Genomic DNA, 19629 nt, shown 5'->3' on the forward strand with positions numbered 1-19629 from the left:
CCGGCAGAAGGAAACAAAAAAAGGCGCTGAATTCAGCGCCTTTTTCTATGGCTGCGGGTTAGGGTTTAACCATGACCTTGCCGCCGCCGAACTCCACCACCTGATCGGCGACGATCTTGCAGCGCTTGCGGGTTTCGACCTTACCGTCGACTTTCACCTGCCCTTCGGCGATGACTTCTTTGGCGGCGCCGCCGCTTTCACACCAGCCCTGGAACTTCAGCAGATCGCACAGTTCGACATGGGGATGATTGTCCAGATTGAAAATTTCCATACTGCCTTACTTATTTAGGTTGAACGTCGTGATATTCCTCGCAGGCCTGCAAGGTATTTTGGATCAGTGTAGCCACGGTCATCGGGCCAACGCCACCCGGCACCGGGGTGATGTAAGCGGCGCGCTCGCTGGCGGCGTCGAAATCGACATCGCCCACCACTTTACCGCTTTCCAGGCGGTTGATGCCGACGTCAACCACGATGGCGCCCGGTTTGATCCAGTCGCCCGGGATGAAGCCCGGTTTGCCGACCGCCACCACCAGCAGATCGGCGTTCTCGACGTGGTGGCGCAGATTCTTGGTGAAGCGGTGGGTGACGGTGGTGGTGCAGCCGGCCAGCAGCAGCTCCATGCTCATCGGGCGGCCGACGATGTTGGACGCGCCGACCACCACGGCGTTCAGGCCGTAGGTATCGATGTTATAACGCTCCAGCAGGGTGACGATGCCGCGCGGCGTGCATGGGCGCAGCTTGGGCGCGCGCTGGCACAGGCGGCCGACGTTGTACGGATGGAAGCCGTCGACGTCTTTGTCCGGATGGATGCGTTCCAGCACTTTGACGTTATCGATGCCGGCCGGCAACGGCAGCTGCACCAGAATGCCGTCGATTTCCTCATCGGCGTTCAGTTGGTCGATCAACGCCAGCAGCTCGGCTTCACTGGTGGCAGCGGGCAGGTCGTAGGAGCGGGAGAGGAAGCCGACTTCATCGCAGGCGCGGCGCTTGCTGGCGACGTAAATTTGCGAAGCCGGATTCTCGCCGACCAGCACAACCGCCAGCCCTGGCGCGCGCTTGCCGGCCGCCAGACGTTGTTTCACTTGCTCAGCCACTTCGTTTCTAACCTGCTGCGCAATCGTTTTACCATCAATAATCTTTGCTGACATCAGTGTGGAAATCCATCAATTAAGAAAAGCGGGGATGCCGCTATTCTGTCAGAAGCTGAGCGCGCTGTCAGGCGCAGAATCACCCTCGCCGCCGTTGGCGAGGCCGATTTACGCTTTTTTTTATGCCGGCTTCAGGAACCTCTACGCCATTTTTACCGGCATTTGCATACGCTGGGGCCATACACAGGGCGAAAGAGGGCAGGATCATGAGAGCGATAACCCGGCTTTATCCGTTGCATCATCAGCCTGATCAGCAACCGGCGCAGCCTAAGCACGTTGGCGAGACGGTGTTCGATTCTTCGCTGCATCCGGCGGACAGTGAGCAACTCACCGCGCTGCATCAGCTTTGTCAGCACCAGGCGACGCCGTCGTGGCGGGCGCGCCTGAGCGCCCTGTGGCGGAAGCTGTGCGCATGAACGGCAGCGCATGGGTAGGGTGCGCGCTATTGCTGGCTTGGGCGCCGTGGAGCCAGGCTTCTTTAAACAGCGCACGCCCTGACTCCGCTCTGGGGAAAAGAGGGGAGGCGACCTGCAACATGCAGGTGGTTGAGCATGCCGATTGGGGCGACATTACGGCGGTCGTTCAGTCCGTGCGCCTTTGCCTGCGGCGGGGTGATGGGCGGCAAGGGGCCGAACGCACGCCAGGCGATACCGCTGTCGGCCTGGCGCAACGCAGCATAGCGCGGGCCGCCGCACGGGTGCTGGCGGAAAAAACGCCATAAAGCACCGTCGCCGCCGTAACGTCATGAAAAGGCATTGACTCGCTAACCTCTGACCGTATAATCGCAACCCGCAACCACAGGTTGCCGCATCTCAATGCGCCCTTAGCTCAGTTGGATAGAGCAACGGCCTTCTAAGCCGTAGGTCATAGGTTCGAATCCTATAGGGCGTGCCATTAAGTATCAATGAGTTACGCCTTTCATCCCGTCTTTCCAATTTCATCATGGGACAGATTTGGGGCTAAACCTCCGAAAATCGCATCAATTTGCCTCGCATGCTCAGTGAGATGGTTCGGTGTAAGGTGAGCGTATCGCTGTACCATTTCTATGCTCACCCAGCCGGTCTATTCTCCAAAGCTCAGCTTTTCGACGGTCGTGCAATTTCTGCGCTTGGCGAGTGATTAGGTATCCGGTCGCGGCGCCGCTGTTCCACCGGTGAAAACTCCTATTTCTCCCTCCCACGTTTATTCGCTAACGATGGTTCACTTCCCGCACCGGGCTCTCCGGTCGGGGAGTGAGTTCAGCACGCGCCGCACGGTGCAGCAATAAAAGACATTAATAACCTCAATAGGTTAGGAATTTTCTCGGTAACCCTGCAATTTGTAAAGGATTGATCGTTTTCAACGATCGGTAGGATCTTATTGATCTGCATAACCAATTATCTTTGCTGCACGGTCGCCGTTAAGATCGGGCAGGATATTATTCGGCGGTAACTCTTTATTCATCCGGTGAATACCACGTAGCGCTCGACAATTTATCAGGATAAAACCCCCGTACTCAGCCATGACGAGAACGTCTGCTAATCGCCCGCTTTCCCGCGATAACGAGATTGACGGTTCAGGGAGCACGGCAGAGAGAACGGCGTTTTCTCCCTGCAGCCTTCTCGGGTTATCGAACCGTGGCGCAGCGCTATTTTTATCCTCACGGACTCTTTCGGCCCTGCAGCGGCCTTTTGTATTTTTCTGAGGCGACGAACCATGAATGCCCATCGCACCACCGGCAAACGCCCCGTATCCCCGCTGGCCACACTTCCCGATCGCCGGGTGCCCAATGCGCTTTTGCACCGGGATAGCGTGCAACGCATTCTCGTCATCAAGCTGCGCCACTTTGGCGACGTCCTGCTGATGACGCCGGTGCTCAGCACATTGCGCGTCAACTACCCCAATGCGCTGATCGATGTGCTGGTCTATGACGGCACCGAGGCGATGCTGGCCGGCAATCAGGATGTTTATCTGGCCTTTACCGTGGATCGAGAGCTCAAGCGCCAAGGGCTGAAAGCGCAATACCGCGGCGAATATGCGTTATGGAACAGCCTGCGGACCGGCCATTACGATCTGGTGATCAACCTCTCCGATCAGTGGCGGGCGGCGTTGTATTGCCGTTTTCTCAAACCGACCTTCAGTCTGGGGTTTCGCTACCCCAAACGCGACAATCGACTCTGGCGGGCCTGCCATTCGCTACTGGTCGACGTTGCCGGCCCGGCGCAGCACACCGTGCTGAATAATCTCAGCATTCTGGCGCCACTGGCCTTGCCCACGACAATCACGCAGGTGACGCAAGCCTGGCGGCAATCTGATGTGGATGACGTTGACCGGCTCAGTCGACGCCATCACCTGACCGATTTTGTGCTGATACAGCCGACCGCACGCTGGGCTTTCAAGACCTGGACGGTGGACGGATTCAGCGCCGTGATTAACCACCTGACCGCCCAGGGCAGAACGGTGGTGCTCACCGGCGGACGCACGCAAGATGAAGCCGCCATGATAAGCGCCATTATGGCCCGCTGCCTGTTACCGCGGCGGGTGATTAATCTGGCCGGGCGTCTGGAGCTGCCGGAGCTCGCGGTGTTGATTGACCGGGCGCGGCTGTTTATCGGGGTCGATTCGGTGCCGATGCACATGGCCGCTGCGCTGAATACGCCCTCGGTGGTGCTGTTCGGGCCCAGCGACCTCGCGCGATGGTCCCCGTGGCAGGCGCCCCACACGTTGCTGTGGGCCGGAGACTATCGTCCGCTGCCCGCCCCGGACGCCGTTGACACCAATACCCGCGAGCGTTACCTCGCGGCCATCCCGGCCGGCGATGTGATACAGGCGGTTAACAGGCAACTGGCATCCCTCGTCGGGTCTGCGCAGCGTTAACCCTGCGCGGCCTTCCACCGTGTTTTTTCTCTTATCAATGAGTACGCCACGATGCTATTCAACTCAGCAGTTTCCTCGTCGATACAGACGCCCCTTCAGCAACGGTTGTTTGCGTTTACCGCCTTTTTGCTGGGAGCCTCCCTCCCGACCTCCAATCCCCTGATGAATATCTCACTGGGGCTGGTTGTCGTCTGTCTGCTCTGGCTGCGCGATATCCGGCAGTGGGCTGCACTGGCTTGTCATCCCCTGGTCTGGTTGCCAGCGCTGATGTTTGCGCTGCTGGCGTTGTCATTGCTGACGCATGCTCACGCCTACGGCCCCAAAATGGTCGGCAAATACCAAAAATTGCTGTATGTCCTGCCGCTGGCGCTGTTCTTTCTGGCCGACTCGCGGCTGATGACGCAATTTGTCCGCGGCTTTTTGTGGGCCAATGCCGCGATATTGGCCATCAGCTTCATGAGCGGGCTTGGCCATGTCACATTGGGCGGGCTGAACCCCGACAACCCTACGGTGTTTAAGCTGCAAATCACCCAAAACGTGTTTATGGCGCTGGCGGCGCTGGTCTGGTTGTCGCGTGCTTTTGCCTGTAGCGGAAAACGGCGCTGGGGGTATGCGGGACTGGTGTTGTTGGCGACGGTTAATGTTCTGCTGATGGTGCAGGGGCGTACCGGGTATGTGGCATTGGCCGTTGGCATGGGTATCTGGTTATTGCTTACCCTCCGGCGCAAGCAGCAAGTGGCCGTGCTCGCCTGCGGCATACTGGCTGTCGTGATGCTGGTCATGACCCCCAATCGCGCCATGGAGCGCCTGACGCTGGGCGTCCAGCAAATTCAGGGGTGCGTTTTCGCCCCGGCCCAAACGGCTTATGCGGCCTGCGACAACTCCATGGGGCAACGCACCGCCTTCGCCCGCGAAGCCCTGCGACTGATAAAGCAATCCCCGCTGCTGGGCAACGGTGCCGGCAGCTTTTGGTACGGCAATCCATCCACCGGCTATGGCGTGCATAATCCGCACAATGAATACCTGTTGGAAACGGTGCAGAGCGGTTTGCTGGGATTGATGGTATTCCTCACCTGGATGTGGAGTTGCTACCGTGCAGCCTGGCGCTTGCCACCGGCGCGCCGAAATCTGTTCGTTGCGGTGCTCAGCAGCTACATGGCCTGCCATCTGTTCAATTCATTCCTGCTGGACTCGTCCGAAGGGCACCTGTTTGTCATTATCGCCGCCTTGCTGGCCGGGCTTTCCCTCAACACTCCGCCGTCTCTTCATGCAGACTTGCCTCAACCCCAGATGCGATAGGGGGTTGAAGTGCTTCGAAAATACGCGCTTGATCGCGGCGCTCAGCGCTCCTCCGCGCATCGGTGAAAAGCCAGCGGCCGCCTGGTTCGCTCACAACGGCCGCCCCGGCGTTAACGCCGGGGCGGCACGGTTGCGGATGGCTTTTTTCCCTTCCGACGCAGTTTGCTGTGGGCGGAATTACTCTTTTTGCGCCATCACCTTCGCCCGGAACGCCGGACCGGCCACGGCGGCGCGCTCATCGCGGGCCAGCCAGCGGTAGGCGGTCGCGCCGAGGAAGACGCCGATAAACCAGCTGAAGTTGGCCACTTGGTGCAGAGCCGGAATAAAGCTGATGATCAGGCCAATGGCCACCGACGGCAGCAGCGCGGCAATGGCTTTCGGGTTAAAACCGTTGCGGTACCAGTATTTGCCTTTCGGGGTGTCATCAAACAGATCGTCCACGGATACCTGGCCGCGTTTGATCAGATAAAAATCGGCGATCAGGATGCCGAACAACGGGCCAATAAAGGCGCCCAGCACGTCGAGGGTGTAGTGGATAAGCTCCGGCGAATTAAACAAATTCCACGGCGTCAGCAGAATCGACCCAACGGCGGCAATCATCCCGCCGGTGCGGAAGCTGATTTTCTGCGGCGAACAGTTCGAAAAGTCAAAGGCTGGCGAGACGAAGTTGGCCACGATATTGATGCCAATGGTGGCGGTGATCATCGTCAGCAGGCCAATGGCGACCGCCAGATCGTTTCCAATGCGGCTGACGGTTTCAATCGGGTCGGTGATCATGTGGCCAAACAGCGATTGTGTGCCGGAAACAATCACTACGGTGACGATGGAGAACAGCAGGAAGTTGAACGGCAGGCCCCAGCGGTTGCCGCGGCGGATCTCGCCCATGTTTTTGCCGTAGCGGGAGAAATCGCCGAAGTTGAGCAGCGGCCCGGAAAAGTAGGAGACCACCAGCGCGGTGGCGGTGATCATTTGCCAGGTCTGCTCCCCGGCGGTCAGCGATTTGCTGGCTAGGGTAAAGGAAATCCCGTCAAAACCGGTTTTGTATACAATCCAGCCCGCCAGCGCCAGCATCACCACGTAGACTGCCGGCCCGGCGATATCGATGAAGCGCTTAATGGCGTTCATGCCGTGCCAAAAGACCATCGCCTGCAGCAGCCACATGGTGGCGAAGCATAGCCAGCCCAGGAGCGACAGGCCGAGGAAGCCGGTTCCGGTGAGCGTGGACAGCGACGGCCAGAACTTGAGCAGCACCAGCATCAGGGCGTTGGCCGCAAGGTAGGTCTGGATCCCATACCAGGCGAAAGCGATAAGCCCGCGGATCACCGCCGGGATATTGGCGCCAAAGACGCCAAATGCCTGGCGGCAGATGACCGCATAGGGCACGCCGGCCATTTGGCTTGGCTTCGCCACCAGGTTGGCGCACAGCTGTACGATGCAAATGCCGATCAGCAGGCAGAGCAGCACCTGCCAACTGGCCAACCCGAGCGTGAAAAAGCTCGCCGCGACCACATAGCCCCCCATGCTGTGCACGTCCGACATCCAGAATGAAAAAATGTTGTACCAGCTCCAGTTTTGGTCGCGCGTCGGCGCGAGATCTTCATTACATAGTCGCGGGCTGTAGCCGGCGGTCGCGTCTTTGGCCGAAACCTGATGCATGTGTGTTGAATGTGGCATGAAACCTGCTCCTCTTGTTATGTGGATTGCTGAGGCTATTGCAGGATCCAGGCCACAATGGCTGATTTTGCATACAGAAACCGAGCGTTATGTATACGATTTTGCTATCGATAGGTGAAACCGGAGTGGGTGAATGAATACTGAACATTGTCTCCAGGCCGCGCCAGCGCTGCAGGACAAAGATGAAACCATTTATCAGGCGTTGATGACGGCGATTGTCGAGCATCAGCTGCCGCCGGGCAGCAAATTGCCGGAGGAGGCGTTGTCCGACGTGTTTGCCGTGAGCCGCACCGGCATCCGTAAGGTGCTGCAACGACTCGCCGCTGTGCAAATGGTTAGCCTGAAGCCCAAACGTGGTGCATATGTCGCCAGCACGACGGTGGAAGAGGCGCAGGCTATCTTCCGCACGCGCGCGCTGCTGGAGGTCGCCAACCTTCCCGATATTATCGCCCGCTGTCGAGCGCCCCATCTGGCGGCACTGGAGCGCATTATTCAGCTGGAACAGCAGGTGCATGAGGCTTACGACGGCCCGGCGGCGATTCGCTATTCCGCCGATTTTCATATTCAGCTGCAGGCGATCTCGGGCAATTCGGTTATCACCGACATGGTGACGCGTCTTTGCCAGCGTTCTTCCCTGGTCATCGCCACCTGGGGCGCGCCGTGGCGGCAGGGGTGCCGTTGCGACGATCATCAGCAGTTGGTCGGTTTGTTGCGGGATAAAGCGCTGCAGCCTCTGAGCGACGCCCTGATGCGCCATTTTGATCATATTGTCGCCAGCCTGCGCTTTGAGCGCGATGGCGTCAGCCTGCCCGATTTTTCCCGGCTGTTCGCCGGTTACAAGGAGCCGTGATGTCTTCTATTTGCATACAGGTTATCAACCCCAATACCAGTCAGGCGATGACCGACACCATCGCCGCCGCCGCGCGCACCGCTGCCGCGCCGGGCACCGAGATCCTGGCGGTGTGCCCGCGCGACGGGGTGCCGTCCATTGAAGGGCACTTTGACGAAGCCATCGCGGCGATCGGCGTGCTGGAACAGGTGAGGGCGGGGCGACGGCAGGGCGTTGACGGTCATGTGATCGCCTGTTTCGGCGATCCGGGATTGCTGGCCGCGCGCGAGCTGGCGCAGGGGCCGGTGATCGGCATTGCGGAAGCGGCGATGCATATGGCGTCGATGGTGGCGACCCGTTTCTCTATCGTCACCACGTTACCGCGCACGCTGATTATCGCCCGCCACCTGCTGCATCAGTACGGTTTTCATCAGCATTGCGCGGCGCTGCATGCCATTGACTTGCCGGTGCTGGCGCTGGAGGACGGCAGCGGGCTGGCGCAGGAGAAAGTGCGCGAGCGCTGCATCCGCGCTCTGAAAGAGGATGGCTGCGGGGCGATTGTGCTCGGCTGCGGCGGAATGGCGACGCTGGCGCAGGAACTGACCCGCGAGCTGCGGGCGCCGGTGATTGATGGCGTCAGCGCGGCGGTAAAAATGGTGGAGTCGCTGGTGGCGTTGGGGTTATCGACCAGCAAACAAGGGGACTTGGCCTATCCCGAAACCAAAGCGTTAAGCGGTCAATTTCAGTCGTTAAATCTATTTTAAAGGGATGAAGAATGGTCATTGTCGATGAGAATTACCCCCGTGACCTGCGAGGCTACGCCGGAGATCCGCCGCACGCGCGCTGGCCGGGCAACGCGCGGATTGCCGTGCAGTTTGTGCTCAATTACGAGGAGGGTGCGGAGAATCATGTGCTGCATGGCGATGCGGGATCGGAACAGTTTCTCTCCGATATTATCGGCGCCGCCAGCTATCCGGCGCGCCATATGTCGATGGATTCGCTGTACGAATACGGCAGCCGGGCGGGCTTTTGGCGGATCCACCGCGAGTTCAGCCGGCGTGGCCTGCCGTTGACGGTCTTCGGCGTGGCGATGGCGCTGGCGCGCCAGCCGGAGATTGTCGCGGCGATCAAAGCGGCGAAATACGATGTGGTCAGCCATGGTTGGCGCTGGATCCATTATCAACATATGGATATCGCTGAGGAGCGTGAGCATATGCAAAAAGCGGTGCAAGTGCTGGCCGACCTGTTCGGCAAAGCGCCTACCGGCTGGTATACCGGGCGCGACAGCCCCAACACTCGGCAACTGGTCGTGGAGCAGGGCGGTTTTGATTATGACAGCGATTATTACGGCGATGATTTGCCGTTCTGGAGCGAAGTGGCGTGCGGCGACGGCAGCCGTCGGCCGCACCTGATCGTTCCTTACACGCTGGACGCCAACGACATGCGTTTCGCCACCGCTCAGGGGTTTAATACCGCCGAGCAATTTTACACCTATCTGAAAGACAGCTTCGACGTGCTGTACGCTGAGGGCGAGGAGGCGCCGAAGATGATGTCGGTGGGGATGCACTGTCGTCTGCTGGGCAGGCCGGGGCGTTTTCGCGCGCTGCAGCGTTTTCTCGATTATATCCAGCAACACGAACGGGTGTGGGTCTGTACGCGGCAGCAGATAGCGGACCACTGGCGCGAGACCCATCCGTACCCGGGAACATGACGCATGCCTGGCGGCGCTGTGTCGGTTCCACTGCGCAGCGTGTTTTCATATGGCCAATAACGCTGCCGCTCAGCTCGCTCCAGTGCTTTGATGGATCGACAGAGCGGCCGTAGGGCAAACGACCCGCCGCCAATTGAACCTTCGTTTATTTTGCCGCGTTACAATAGGTGAAAATTTCCCCATGGAGCCTATCGTGCGCAAATCCAGATTCTTTCTCGTGACCTTGCTGTGCCTGTGCGGCGCCGCCGTGCTGTACGTCATGGCTTACCGGGCATTGGGGCATTACCTCAGCGACGGGGAGAAGGCCTACCCGGACATCACCGTTGAAATCCGCTGAGGGCCGTGCGCCGCCGCGGTGATTGCGCCGATTTTTTCGCACTGATTTACCCGCCATTTACCCGCCGTCGGCAATGATGACGCTGCGTCTCCACACTGTGTGATTCTCTTGGGCGGAATGCGGTTATGTCACTGCAACAGGTATCGAATGTTTCTTTGAGCAATAACGGCTTAAAAGGCATCGGTTACAAACATTACGCGTTGGCGATCGTGGCGTTTTCGGCGATCGTGCGGTTTATTTCCTTAACGGATCGGTATTTTTGGTGCGACGAGGCCTCCAGCGTGCTGACCAGCCGCTATGATGTGGGCGCTTTGCTGTACCATGCTTCCTTCGATGTTCACCCGCCGCTTTATTACCTGCTGCTGCATGGCTGGATGGTGCTGTTTGGCGACGGCATTATGGCGGCCCGCGCGCTGAGCCTGGTGTTCGGCGTGATGACGGTGGCGCTGGCGATGCGTTTTACCCGTTGGTTGGCCAACGAGCGGGCGGCGCTGACCGCGGGATGGCTGATGGCGATCATGCCGATGGCGGTGCGTTACAGCCAGGAGGCGCGCATGTATGCGCTGATGGGGCTGTTGGCGATCGCCGCCGCCATGGCGCTGGCGAAGTGGCTGAAAACGCCGGATAGCCGCCGCTATCTGGCGCTGTATGCGCTGTTGATGACGCTGAGCTTTTATACTCACTACTTCACGATTTTCACGCTGATCGCGCACTGGCTGGTGGTGTTGGCGCTGTCGTGCCGCCGCGAAGGCGAGTATTACATTAGGCAGCCGGCGTGGTGGGTGGCCAATGCGGCGATTGGAGTGGCCTATATTCCCTGGCTGCTGGTGCTGCTCAATCTGCTGGCGCATATTGCCGAACTGCGGGTCGGCGGCGACGTCGGTTGGATCCCTCAGGTTGCCTGGAGCGATCTGCCGGCGATGTATTGGCGTTTTCTCACCGGGCATGATGGCAGCAACTATCCCACGATCATTCTCTGGCTGCTGCCGGCGATGTTTGTCGCCTTATGTTCACTGCTGCTGTGGCGGCGCCAGATGCCGAGAAAATATGCGTTGCTGCTGCTCGGCGGCATGCTGATCCCGGTGACGTTGGTATTCGCCATTTCCTGGCGTTCGCCGCTGTTTGTCGATCGCTACCTTTATTCCGCCGCGCTCGGCATTCCGCTGGTATTGGGCGTGCTGATCGCCGGTACGAAAAGCCGGGTGCGCGGGATCTCTTTGCTGCTGTTCTTCAGCCTGCTGTTCGGCTGCGGCGTGCGCAACGACTATCCGGTCGAGAAAGATGAATTCAAGGTGATGGTGCACTACATCAACAGTAACTATCAGCCCAACGATGCGGTGGTGGTCAGCAACATGTTCAACTACCTGAGCTATGTGTATTACAACAAGAAGGGCTATCGCGCCTTGCTGTATACCCCCGCCAGGCCCAACGGCATTTCGGGCAAGCCCAATGCCTATGGTTTCGGCACTTTTTTCCACGATCGGGCGGCGCAGACCTACGTCGATAACCTCAGCGCGTTAGCGAAAGGCCATCGCCGGGTCTGGCTGGTCAGCGGCGGGGATTTCAATCAGGACTTTGGCCGTTCGCCGCCGGGGTGGGTCAATACCGGCACCTTCAAAAGCGGCGGTTTCGAGTCGAGGCTATTCGTGGTGCGCGACGCCAGATAGCCGGATAAATGCCCCAAATCTCGGAAGCCCCCACACACCGAAACTTTTTCACCGCTACCGGTGTGTGGGAGGCGCTTAGAGGCCGACAATCCGGGCGGGAACGCCCACTGCCGTGGCCGATGGCGGAATGTCCTTGAGCACAACGGCGCCGGCGGCAACACAGCAACTGTCGCCGATTCGCACATTACCCAATATTTTGGCTCCGGCGCCGATAACGACGCTATTACCCACCTTGGGATGGCGATCGCCGCCGGCTTTTCCTGTTCCTCCCAGCGTCACCGAATGCAGCAGGGAGACGTTGTCGCCCACCGTTGCCGTTTCACCGATGACAATCGCGTGAGCATGGTCGAGCATGATGCCTTTGCCCAGCTTGGCGGCCGGATGGATATCGATACAGAAGAGTTCTGATACCCGACTTTGGATGTGATAGGCCATTTCACGTTGCTGATGCCGATACAGCGCATGTGAGATGCGATAGGCTTGCAATGCGATAAACCCCTTGAAGAAAAAAAATATCTGTACCGTACTGTGGCAGGCGGGATCGCGTTCGTAAACCGCGCGCATGTCCGCCAGCGCGGCGTCGACAATGTCGGGCGCACGTTGCAGCGTTTGTTCAACAACGTTTCTCAGGCTCGTCGCATCGATATCGTCATTGGCCAGTTTCAAGGCCAGGCGGTTTGCGAGCGCCTCGTTGAAGGTGGCATGCTGCAATACTCCTTGCTGCAGGAGTTTGCTCATCGCCCCTTCTCTTTCGGCCAAGGCTTTTGCCTCTTGCCGGAGCTGTACCCAAAAGGGGTCGGAGACCGTCAGGTTCGGGAAAATGGCATAGTTCATCAATCGCATCTTTTTTCCTCGTCGCGTTATAGCGATAAAACGCCCGGCAAACGCCGGGCGTTTTTCATCAGTTTACCGTGGGCAGCCCCATGCACTCCGCCAGGTCATCAAGGGCCTGATACAGGGCATCGATATCAGCCGTCGTGTTGTATAGATAGGCGGATGCTCGCAGGATCTCTCCACCGGCCAGGGTGCTAACGAAAGGTTGCGCGCACAGATAACCGCTGCGGCACATGATGCCGTAGGCGTCGCTGAGCAAGCGGGCGATTTCTCCGACCGAAACGCAGTCCGAGAACTTGAAGGCGCCTATGGCATGGCGGTTTTCACCGTCGGCGGGGCCGATAAGTTTGAGGTAAGGGCGAGAGGCCGCCCCGGAAAGCAGCGCGTTGACCAAACCTTTGTCGTGTTCACGCCGCGCCGTCTCATCGAAGCCGGCTAACAGACGAAAAGTCGCGCCGGCGCCGATGACGGAAGCAATCGCCGGCGTGCCGGCCTCGAGATGATAGGGCGCCCGACGATTGACCTGGCCATCGGCATCCACCCAGTCAACCGTACCGCCACCGAATTGCAGCGGTTTAAGTGCATCGAGGCGATGTTGGTTCGCGTACAAAAAGCCCAACCCGGTTGGGCCCAGCATTTTGTGTGCGGAGAAGGCGACAAAGTCGGCGCCCAGCGTGTGGAGGTTGAGACGGCCGTGCGGGAGAGACTGTGCGGCGTCCAGCACAATAACGGCATCGCTTTGTGTGCGGATCATCGCGATCATCTGCTCAATGGGATGCACAACGCCGGTGACATTGGAGCAGTGCGTCAGGGCGACCACTTTCGGCCGTTGCGCGAGCAGCGTCTGGAAATGATCCAAATCGATCCTGCCCTGATCATCGGTTTGGATGAACCTCAGGGTGGCTACTTGTCGCCAAGGCAATAGTTGGGAATGATGTGAATCGACACCAGCGATAACCAGATCCGATTTTCTCAGCGCCAATCCTTGCGCCACGATGTTCAGCGCATGGGTCGTATTGTGGGTAAACACGACTTCGTTAGCCTGTGCGCTGACGTAGTCCGCTACTGCGAGGCGCGCGGCTTCATAGGCATTGGAGGCTTCATCGGAGAGACGGTGTTTGCCGCGATGGATATTGGCGCCGTTCTGGCTGTAATACTCCGTTACGGCGTCAATCATGACGCGCGGCTTTAGGGTAGTCGCGGCGCTGTCGAGATAGTTGAGAGGCCGTCCGTCTATTTCCTGCATCAGCGCAGGGAACTGACTGCGGTCAATAAAATGATTCGTCATGGATGAGATGCCCCGTTATATCTTGAAATGCAGGATTGGAATTTTCCGCTGCGTTCGCAAGCGATGTAATCCACGGCTTCGAAAATGATGTCGCGGGTTTGGCAAAGTGCGCTGATGCGCTGTTGCAATGCGAGTAGCTCAGACGATGATGCTTGATTGAGGATATAGCGAAAACGAAGATTCCCGAGCTCGTCTTGTTCCAACTTATATAAATCGATCGCTGGGCAATCGGCCACCGCCAGATCGACCTCGGCAGGCGTCACTATCGCCCCGTTTTTACCGATGACGTTGTGGGTGGCGCGCCCTTCGATGTTGACCACCGGCAAAGTGGCGCCACAGGTGCAGGGTTCCGACGATAGACGGTACAGGTCGCCGGTGGCGTAACGAATGCGCGGTAGCAAGCTGTCATCAATGGTGGAAATGACCAACTCGCCGACTTCATCCAAGGCCGATTCCTGCTCCCCGCTTAAAAACTCCAGGAAAAAATCTTGGTTGTTGATGTGCAAACAACCGTGGTGGCATTCGAAACCGAGGTAACCCAGTTCCGACATGCCCAGCATGTTGCCGATTGGCGTTTCGTCACCGAAGAAGCGCCGAATTTGACGTCGTGCAACCTGCGTCAAATGGGTATAGCCACAAACGATATGCAGCTTGTTGGTGGTGACGATAGTGCGTCCCAACTTGTCGGCCTCTCGAGTTAAAAAAGCTAAATGCGTCGGGTCCACCACCAAAATTTCCGGATCGTAGGCGGCGATTTCGTCCAGCGCCTGCTTGATCATCCTGGCGGGGGTCGCCAATAAGTCGTGAGCGACAGGCAAGACCAGCGTGCCGTCGGCCAGCGTGCGTTCCGCCATGGTTGTCAGGCCGATGCCGCACTCTACGTCAGAGCAGTTAGGTGGGGCATAGCGGCAAATGCGCGGCCGGGCACCAGGGCGCCACAGTGCGTTGAAGTTTGCATTGACGCCCATACTGGTGGCCTGTCGTCGCGCCAGGTCATAGGAAAGGATCGCGCTGTTCAAACGCTCTCCTGAGGTCCCAGAACTTTGAAAGCGCATCACATGCGGCCCGGTCAGTGTAAATCCGGCAGCTAGCACCCCTGACGGATAGTTGCGTCGATAGTGCATTTTGCGTGTGACGGGGATGCGTTTAAAGTCCGCCAGGGTTTTAATGTCGTCGGGCCGTAGGCCCGACGCTGCCATGTGAGCTTTAAAAAATTTCACATTTTCATAAGCGTACGCCACTTCACGACGTACATCTTTAAATGAACCTGATTCGCTCATGTCATTGCCACCATGATGTTGCGCGGCGGCGTAAATGGTCGCCGGCCGTGGGAAATGGTTTCGTTATCCAAAATCAGAATGTCGCCCTGTTCCCAGTCGAACAGGATTTCTTCTTGTTGATAGGCTTGTCGAATCAGCGTCAGGTCGGTTGACGGGATAGGACTGCCGTCGCCAAACAGGGCATTGCGCGGCAGCTCATGCTCGGCGAATTCGCGTCTTAACTCACGTTCCGCCTCCACCGGCAGATTGCTGATATGGAACAGATGCGCCTGATTAAACCAGATCCCCGCCCCCGTTCGCGGGTGGGCAAGGGTCGCCTGACAAATTTGGCGTGTGCGCAGGCGTCCTTCCCCCAACCATTGGCATTGGATGTCGTTCGCTTGGCAATACGCCTCAACCTCCGCCTGATTTTCCGTTTGGAATACCTGCTGCCAGCTGAGATCCAAACCTTGTCCAAAATTGCGCACGTACATCACGCCATGGGCTTCAAAACGCGCGCGCAGGTCTTCCGGCAGGCGTTCATAGACCCCCTGACTGTCGGCAAGCGGAGTCTGCCCTTGATCGCCTGGTTTGACGGCGCAGTGGAAGAACAGCCGCTTGGGCCAACTGCGGGTGTAGGACATCTCATTGTGTTGGGGAATATGCTGGTCGGCCGGATACTCGGTCGAGGTGTATATCCCTTCGCTGATATTGCTGCGCGGCGTAGAGCGGTGGGTGTATCCCAACAATGCGCCTGCCGACGTTTGCACAAAGGCGCGAAAAGCCGCGACATCCGCGACCTTGAAGCCACGCAGCAAAACGGCGCCAGATTCGGCTAACAGACTGGCGATATAATCCCAGCTGTTTTGCCCCCACTCAGGGGCGGATAGGTTGGCTAGCGCCGGGCGCAGCATGACACCTTTAGCGCCGGCATGGGTCAGTGGTGACGCGGTGACCAGACTGGTGACGGATACGCCTTGGCTCTGGCGCCGTCGGGCGAATAAACCGCTTGCTGTTTCGTTCATTTTGCCAGTTCCTGAGAGTGTCGTTGTTCATCAATGTTGCGGCTGAGGCCGGCTACGGTCGCATCCATAAAAACGCTGCGCAGATTGAACGGAATATCGAAGGTGGAACGGATTTGAGCGACCAACTTTGTGGCGATTAGCGAATGCCCACCGATATCAAAGAAGTCGTCGTGTATGCCTACACGGTTGGCCAGCAGCAACTCCTGGAAAATGGCCGCGACACTTTTTTCCGTTTCGCTTTGCGGCGCGACATAGTCATCGGCGTTGGCGGCGATAAGCGTATCCGGCGCCGGTAGCATGCGGTGATCGACTTTGCCGTTGTGGTTTAACGGGAAGCGGGAGAGCGACACGATTTGAGAGGGGATCATGAAATCCGGCAGGTAAGCGGCGAGATGCTCACGCAGCCAATCGGCATTGCCGTTGTCGCCGCTTTGCAGAACCACGTAAGCCAACAGATGTGCACTGCCGGATTCGCCTTGTTCAACGACGCAGCTGTCCAAAACCTCCGCATGTTTGCGCAGCGTGCTTTCTATTTCGGCCGGTTCTACCCGGAATCCGCGGATTTTCAACTGACGGTCGATACGGCCAAGAAACTCCAGGCTGCCATCGGGAAGCCTGCGAACTTTATCCCCTGAACGGTAAAGCCGGGCATTGGATCGCGGGCTCCAGGGATCGGCGATAAAGCGGGGACGCTGATCTTCAGCGCTTTGCACATAGCCGCAAGCGACCGTCTCGCCGCCAATATATAACTCACCCGCGACGCCCACGGGAAGCAATGCACCATGCGGGTCGACGACATAGCAGCGGGCATGCGGCAAGGGGGTACCGAGGGGAACGGTGGAAGCCAGCCTGGCGTATTTATCCGACGCTACCTGCTGCGCAATGGCGCCCACGCAGGTTTCGGTTGGCCCATAATGATTGTAGATGCGACAACCGTTCGCAAAATCGTTGAACAGGCGCCACATCCCCCAACTTAACACCTCACCCCCCAGCAATAAGGCCTTGCCAGGCATCAGGCGCGCCGGCGTGTCCGCCAGCGCGAATAAAGATGCCATATGAGAAGGGGTCAATTTGAGGACGTCATACTCGCTTTGCTCCATATAGCGAATTTGCTCCTGAATATCCTCGGCGTGCGTGAAAGGTGAGATGTCGATGCAGCCACCGGTGACCAGTGCGGGGAACAGGGTGGTATTACCCAAGTCGGTGGTGATGGGGCCAATGGAGAGATAGGTGAGCGCTGCGCCCAGTTCCGCACGCTCAATAATGCCGGACACATAGTTCTGCAATTGATGATGAGCGATCTTGACGCCTTTCGGCTCTCCGGTAGAGCCGGAGGTGTAGAGCACATAAGCGAGGTTGTCGGCAGACGCGGTGAATGGCAGCGCGGAGTCATCCAGCACGCTAATGTCATTCCACTGCTCATCCAGCGCCATCACGGGGAGGGTGAGCTGCGCCTGGCGGTGTTGCGCTTGAGCGACAAGCATCAGTGCCGGCCTGGTTTGCTTCAGGATGATCTCCACCCGCTGCTGGGGCAGTTGAGGGTCGAGAGGGACATAACAGGCTCCGGCTTTGTGGATGGCGATGATAGCCGCCAGCGCCAGATCGCTGCGCTCAAGCATCAGGCCGACCGCTGCGCCCTGTTCCACCCCATTGTTCAGCAAATGGCGAGCCAACTGATTGGTGAAGGCATCCAGCTCGGCATAGCGCCAAATTCGCGAGTTGTACTTTAACGCCGGCGCATCGGGAGTCTGCGACGCCTGGCGGCTGAAAGTATGGTACCAACAACCGAGGGCCGGCGATGACGACAACGCGTTATGGGTGTTTTCAATCAGAATGCGTGTTTCATCGTCAGTCATAAGCGGAAAGCGATCGAGCATGGCCTGTGGTGTCTTGAGCAGCGCCTGCAGCGTGGCGCGGAACGCCTGCTCAATCGTTGCGATCCCTGCCGTATCGAAGACGCCTTGCTGTATCTGCAACACAAGGTGGAGGCGTTCACCGGCATTCACCTGCAGAGATAATCTGCAGTGTTCCGGTACAGGGATGGCGGTACGGTTTTCCCAATGTAGCAGGGGTGTTTCGATTGCCGACGCCGCATTGAAGAATTGATAGCCGATCTCGCTGGCTGAATGAACATCACCCGGCTGGCGGCCGTCTTGCTGCTCGCTCAGTCGCAGTGCTTGCTGACAATGTTCAGCGAACTGCAGCAACGTCATGTCAGCGTTGGGCTGCGCGATCGTATGCACTGCATATTCGAACCGACCCAGAGCCTGTTGAAGTTCCGCAAAAGGGCGGCCGGCCAGGTTCGTGCTGAGCACAAAGCGGTCGGGATATTCCGCTATGCGCCATAACGCAGCACTCCAACAAGCGTAAAGCAGAGCGCGCAGAGACAAGGCGTTTTCTGTTGCCAGCGCTTGTAGCTGAGATTGTGTTTCCATCGTCAGCGTTATGGGGCGGCATTGCCAATCCTGGCTGTCGGACTTGAATTCGAGAGGCAGACGCAAAGAAGGGATGGGCTCGACATGAGTAACGGTAGTTTGCGGGGGGAAATCCTCGCGCTGCCATTGGGCAAAGTCGACGTATTGTACAATGGGGGACGACGTACCAGCCTCACCGGTATAGAGGCGACTCAACGCCACCATCATCGCGTCGGCGGAGGCATAGTCCAGGCTGGCGGTGGGCAGTGAAATCACCAGCGTATGCCGGTCGGCTGTTATGCGGTAAAGCGCGGCTTTGAGAGGCCGTTCTCTGGCTGTGGGACTTGCGCATGCCGATGCCGCTTCTTCCTCGTTGAACGGGTTAACGTCCGAAGGCTCACCGTCAGCCATAATCAGTTCGGGCTGATAGGGATCATTGATGACCATCAGCACATCGCTGTTTTCTCCCAATACGTTTCTGAACGACGTTCGCAAAATCTCATGTTCATTAATCAGTGTGGACAAGGCCGCGATTAAACGGTTGGGGTCCAAAGATCCTGACAGAGAATACGTTGCGCTGAAATATTGCGGGCTATTTCGGGTAGTTTGCTTAATCAGCTGTTGCTGCTGAAAAGACAGGGGAAACCCTTCCCAGTTATTCTCTGGTAATGCCATGTTTTCTGCAGTTTTCATGTTTTTTATTACCCGTTAATGGTTTTGTTCCAAATGGACAAGTGTTTTTCACCCAGATATTCCGCGACTAACTCCCAAAACATGCCGTATTCCGCCGGCAGATTTAGACAGGTGTGATATTTCTGCGTAGGGGTGTGCGCCAATACGTCCGCCAGCTTTAAAGCTAACAATGCTTGGAAATGACTTACTGAAACGTTGAGCGTTTGGCCGTTCCTGCGATCCTTCAAACAAGGTTGCCCTTCCGGTTTGAGGATATTACGGAAACTTTTACTCAATGATTCGTAACTCATGACGGAGAAGTGATAAACCAGCTGCTCGGCGTTTTCACCGATACTGGCTCTGACAATTTCCCTTTGAGATGACGGAATGTCACCAATCTCATCGGTATGTAATCCCTGTGTGCCATATGCGCCGTGAAATAATCCGGATAAGCATATCGTCTCGTCACATTCCATTTCCCTGAGAAGATGGTGTGTTCGTATTAAATGATTCATTAGTGGCTCATCTAAATGAGCCACTTTATGTGCGCCCAACTTCACCAGCTGCGGCTGGTATTGCGCGATAAGCTTGGCATCTGCATCCATCATTTTTTCCT

General features: G+C 57.8%; 16 protein-coding genes, 1 tRNA gene and 3 pseudogenes. 10 read left to right on the plus strand and 10 right to left on the minus strand.

Going from position 1 to position 19629, the window contains the following annotated elements; genetic code table 11:
* Nucleotides 1-58: 58 nt before the first annotated feature.
* Complete coding sequence (ybcJ, locus tag SERRSCBI_RS05375) at nucleotides 59-271, minus strand: ribosome-associated protein YbcJ (protein ID WP_033642141.1); 213 nt, start codon at nucleotides 269-271, stop codon at nucleotides 59-61.
* 10 nt (nucleotides 272-281) lie between these two features.
* The gene (folD, locus tag SERRSCBI_RS05380) at nucleotides 282-1148 is read right to left on the minus strand and encodes a bifunctional methylenetetrahydrofolate dehydrogenase/methenyltetrahydrofolate cyclohydrolase FolD (protein ID WP_004940177.1); all 867 of its coding nucleotides are present in this window, start codon (nucleotides 1146-1148) and stop codon (nucleotides 282-284) included.
* 206 nt (nucleotides 1149-1354) lie between these two features.
* On the opposite strand from folD, the gene SERRSCBI_RS05385 reads away from it, so the two are divergent.
* From SERRSCBI_RS05385 to SERRSCBI_RS05395, 3 genes are all read left to right on the plus strand, one after another.
* Nucleotides 1355-1564, plus strand: coding sequence for a hypothetical protein (locus SERRSCBI_RS05385; RefSeq protein WP_042783825.1), 210 nt, complete (start codon nucleotides 1355-1357; stop codon nucleotides 1562-1564).
* The gene (locus SERRSCBI_RS05390; RefSeq protein ID WP_049866652.1) at nucleotides 1561-1869 is read left to right on the plus strand and encodes a hypothetical protein; all 309 of its coding nucleotides are present in this window, start codon (nucleotides 1561-1563) and stop codon (nucleotides 1867-1869) included. The genes SERRSCBI_RS05385 and SERRSCBI_RS05390 overlap by 4 nt, the downstream gene beginning before the upstream one ends.
* Before the next feature lie 96 nt (nucleotides 1870-1965).
* Nucleotides 1966-2042, plus strand: a tRNA-Arg gene (locus SERRSCBI_RS05395).
* Nucleotides 2043-2066: 24 nt separating this feature from the next.
* On the opposite strand, the pseudogene SERRSCBI_RS24660 reads toward SERRSCBI_RS05395, so the two are convergent.
* A pseudogene (locus SERRSCBI_RS24660) lies at nucleotides 2067-2207 on the minus strand (integrase); the annotation flags it as partial.
* Nucleotides 2208-2843: 636 nt separating this feature from the next.
* Here SERRSCBI_RS24660 and rfaQ point away from each other — a divergent pair.
* Both rfaQ and SERRSCBI_RS05405 read left to right on the plus strand, forming a co-directional pair.
* Nucleotides 2844-4004 (plus strand): putative lipopolysaccharide heptosyltransferase III, encoded by a 1161-nt coding sequence (gene rfaQ, locus SERRSCBI_RS05400; RefSeq protein ID WP_049866653.1) that lies wholly within the window; start codon nucleotides 2844-2846, stop codon nucleotides 4002-4004.
* A gap of 51 nt (nucleotides 4005-4055) precedes the next feature.
* Nucleotides 4056-5303, plus strand: a complete 1248-nt coding sequence (locus SERRSCBI_RS05405) for an O-antigen ligase (protein ID WP_049866654.1) — start codon at nucleotides 4056-4058, stop codon at nucleotides 5301-5303.
* 177 nt (nucleotides 5304-5480) lie between these two features.
* Here the strand turns inward: SERRSCBI_RS05405 and SERRSCBI_RS05410 are convergent, their stop codons facing one another.
* Nucleotides 5481-6977 carry an NCS1 family nucleobase:cation symporter-1 gene (locus SERRSCBI_RS05410; RefSeq protein WP_042783826.1) on the minus strand — a complete coding sequence of 499 codons (1497 nt, stop codon included), beginning with the start codon at nucleotides 6975-6977 and terminating at the stop codon, nucleotides 5481-5483.
* 133 nt (nucleotides 6978-7110) lie between these two features.
* Between SERRSCBI_RS05410 and SERRSCBI_RS05415 the strand changes: the two genes are divergently transcribed.
* The 5 genes and pseudogenes from SERRSCBI_RS05415 to SERRSCBI_RS05430 all read left to right on the plus strand — a co-directional run bounded on the left by SERRSCBI_RS05415 (nucleotide 7111) and on the right by SERRSCBI_RS05430 (nucleotide 11521).
* Nucleotides 7111-7827 (plus strand): GntR family transcriptional regulator, encoded by a 717-nt coding sequence (locus tag SERRSCBI_RS05415; RefSeq protein WP_042783827.1) that lies wholly within the window; start codon nucleotides 7111-7113, stop codon nucleotides 7825-7827.
* A pseudogene (locus tag SERRSCBI_RS05420) lies at nucleotides 7827-8694 on the plus strand (aspartate/glutamate racemase family protein); the annotation flags it as partial. The gene SERRSCBI_RS05415 and the pseudogene SERRSCBI_RS05420, both read left to right, overlap by 1 nt.
* A pseudogene (gene puuE, locus SERRSCBI_RS05425) lies at nucleotides 8663-9517 on the plus strand (allantoinase PuuE); the annotation flags it as partial. The pseudogenes SERRSCBI_RS05420 and puuE, both read left to right, overlap by 32 nt.
* A gap of 193 nt (nucleotides 9518-9710) precedes the next feature.
* The gene (locus tag SERRSCBI_RS24890; protein WP_162837200.1) at nucleotides 9711-9854 is read left to right on the plus strand and encodes a hypothetical protein; all 144 of its coding nucleotides are present in this window, start codon (nucleotides 9711-9713) and stop codon (nucleotides 9852-9854) included.
* Between the two features lie 125 nt (nucleotides 9855-9979).
* The gene (locus tag SERRSCBI_RS05430) at nucleotides 9980-11521 is read left to right on the plus strand and encodes a glycosyltransferase family 39 protein (RefSeq protein ID WP_042783828.1); all 1542 of its coding nucleotides are present in this window, start codon (nucleotides 9980-9982) and stop codon (nucleotides 11519-11521) included.
* 75 nt (nucleotides 11522-11596) lie between these two features.
* Here the strand turns inward: SERRSCBI_RS05430 and cysE are convergent, their stop codons facing one another.
* Genes cysE through SERRSCBI_RS23755 form a run of 6 tightly spaced genes read right to left on the minus strand, consistent with a single transcriptional unit; the run spans nucleotide 11597 to nucleotide 19621 of the window.
* Nucleotides 11597-12364, minus strand: a complete 768-nt coding sequence (gene cysE, locus SERRSCBI_RS05435) for a serine O-acetyltransferase (RefSeq protein WP_049866655.1) — start codon at nucleotides 12362-12364, stop codon at nucleotides 11597-11599.
* A 58-nt stretch (nucleotides 12365-12422) separates the two neighbouring features.
* On the minus strand, nucleotides 12423-13643 hold the full coding sequence (locus SERRSCBI_RS05440) for an aminotransferase class V-fold PLP-dependent enzyme (protein ID WP_042783829.1): 1221 nt from the start codon (nucleotides 13641-13643) through the stop codon (nucleotides 12423-12425).
* Complete coding sequence (locus SERRSCBI_RS05445; RefSeq protein WP_042783830.1) at nucleotides 13640-14923, minus strand: phenylacetate--CoA ligase family protein; 1284 nt, start codon at nucleotides 14921-14923, stop codon at nucleotides 13640-13642. The genes SERRSCBI_RS05440 and SERRSCBI_RS05445 overlap by 4 nt, the downstream gene beginning before the upstream one ends.
* On the minus strand, nucleotides 14920-15927 hold the full coding sequence (locus SERRSCBI_RS05450; protein WP_042783831.1) for a TauD/TfdA family dioxygenase: 1008 nt from the start codon (nucleotides 15925-15927) through the stop codon (nucleotides 14920-14922). The genes SERRSCBI_RS05445 and SERRSCBI_RS05450 overlap by 4 nt, the downstream gene beginning before the upstream one ends.
* Nucleotides 15924-19034, minus strand: a complete 3111-nt coding sequence (locus tag SERRSCBI_RS05455) for an amino acid adenylation domain-containing protein (RefSeq protein WP_033651137.1) — start codon at nucleotides 19032-19034, stop codon at nucleotides 15924-15926. The genes SERRSCBI_RS05450 and SERRSCBI_RS05455 overlap by 4 nt, the downstream gene beginning before the upstream one ends.
* A gap of 8 nt (nucleotides 19035-19042) precedes the next feature.
* On the minus strand, nucleotides 19043-19621 hold the full coding sequence (locus SERRSCBI_RS23755) for a DUF6817 domain-containing protein (protein WP_049866656.1): 579 nt from the start codon (nucleotides 19619-19621) through the stop codon (nucleotides 19043-19045).
* Nucleotides 19622-19629 lie beyond the last annotated feature (8 nt).

The organism is Serratia sp. SCBI (assembly GCF_000747565.1).
In the GTDB taxonomy this organism is placed as follows: Bacteria; Pseudomonadota; Gammaproteobacteria; order Enterobacterales; family Enterobacteriaceae; genus Serratia; species Serratia ureilytica.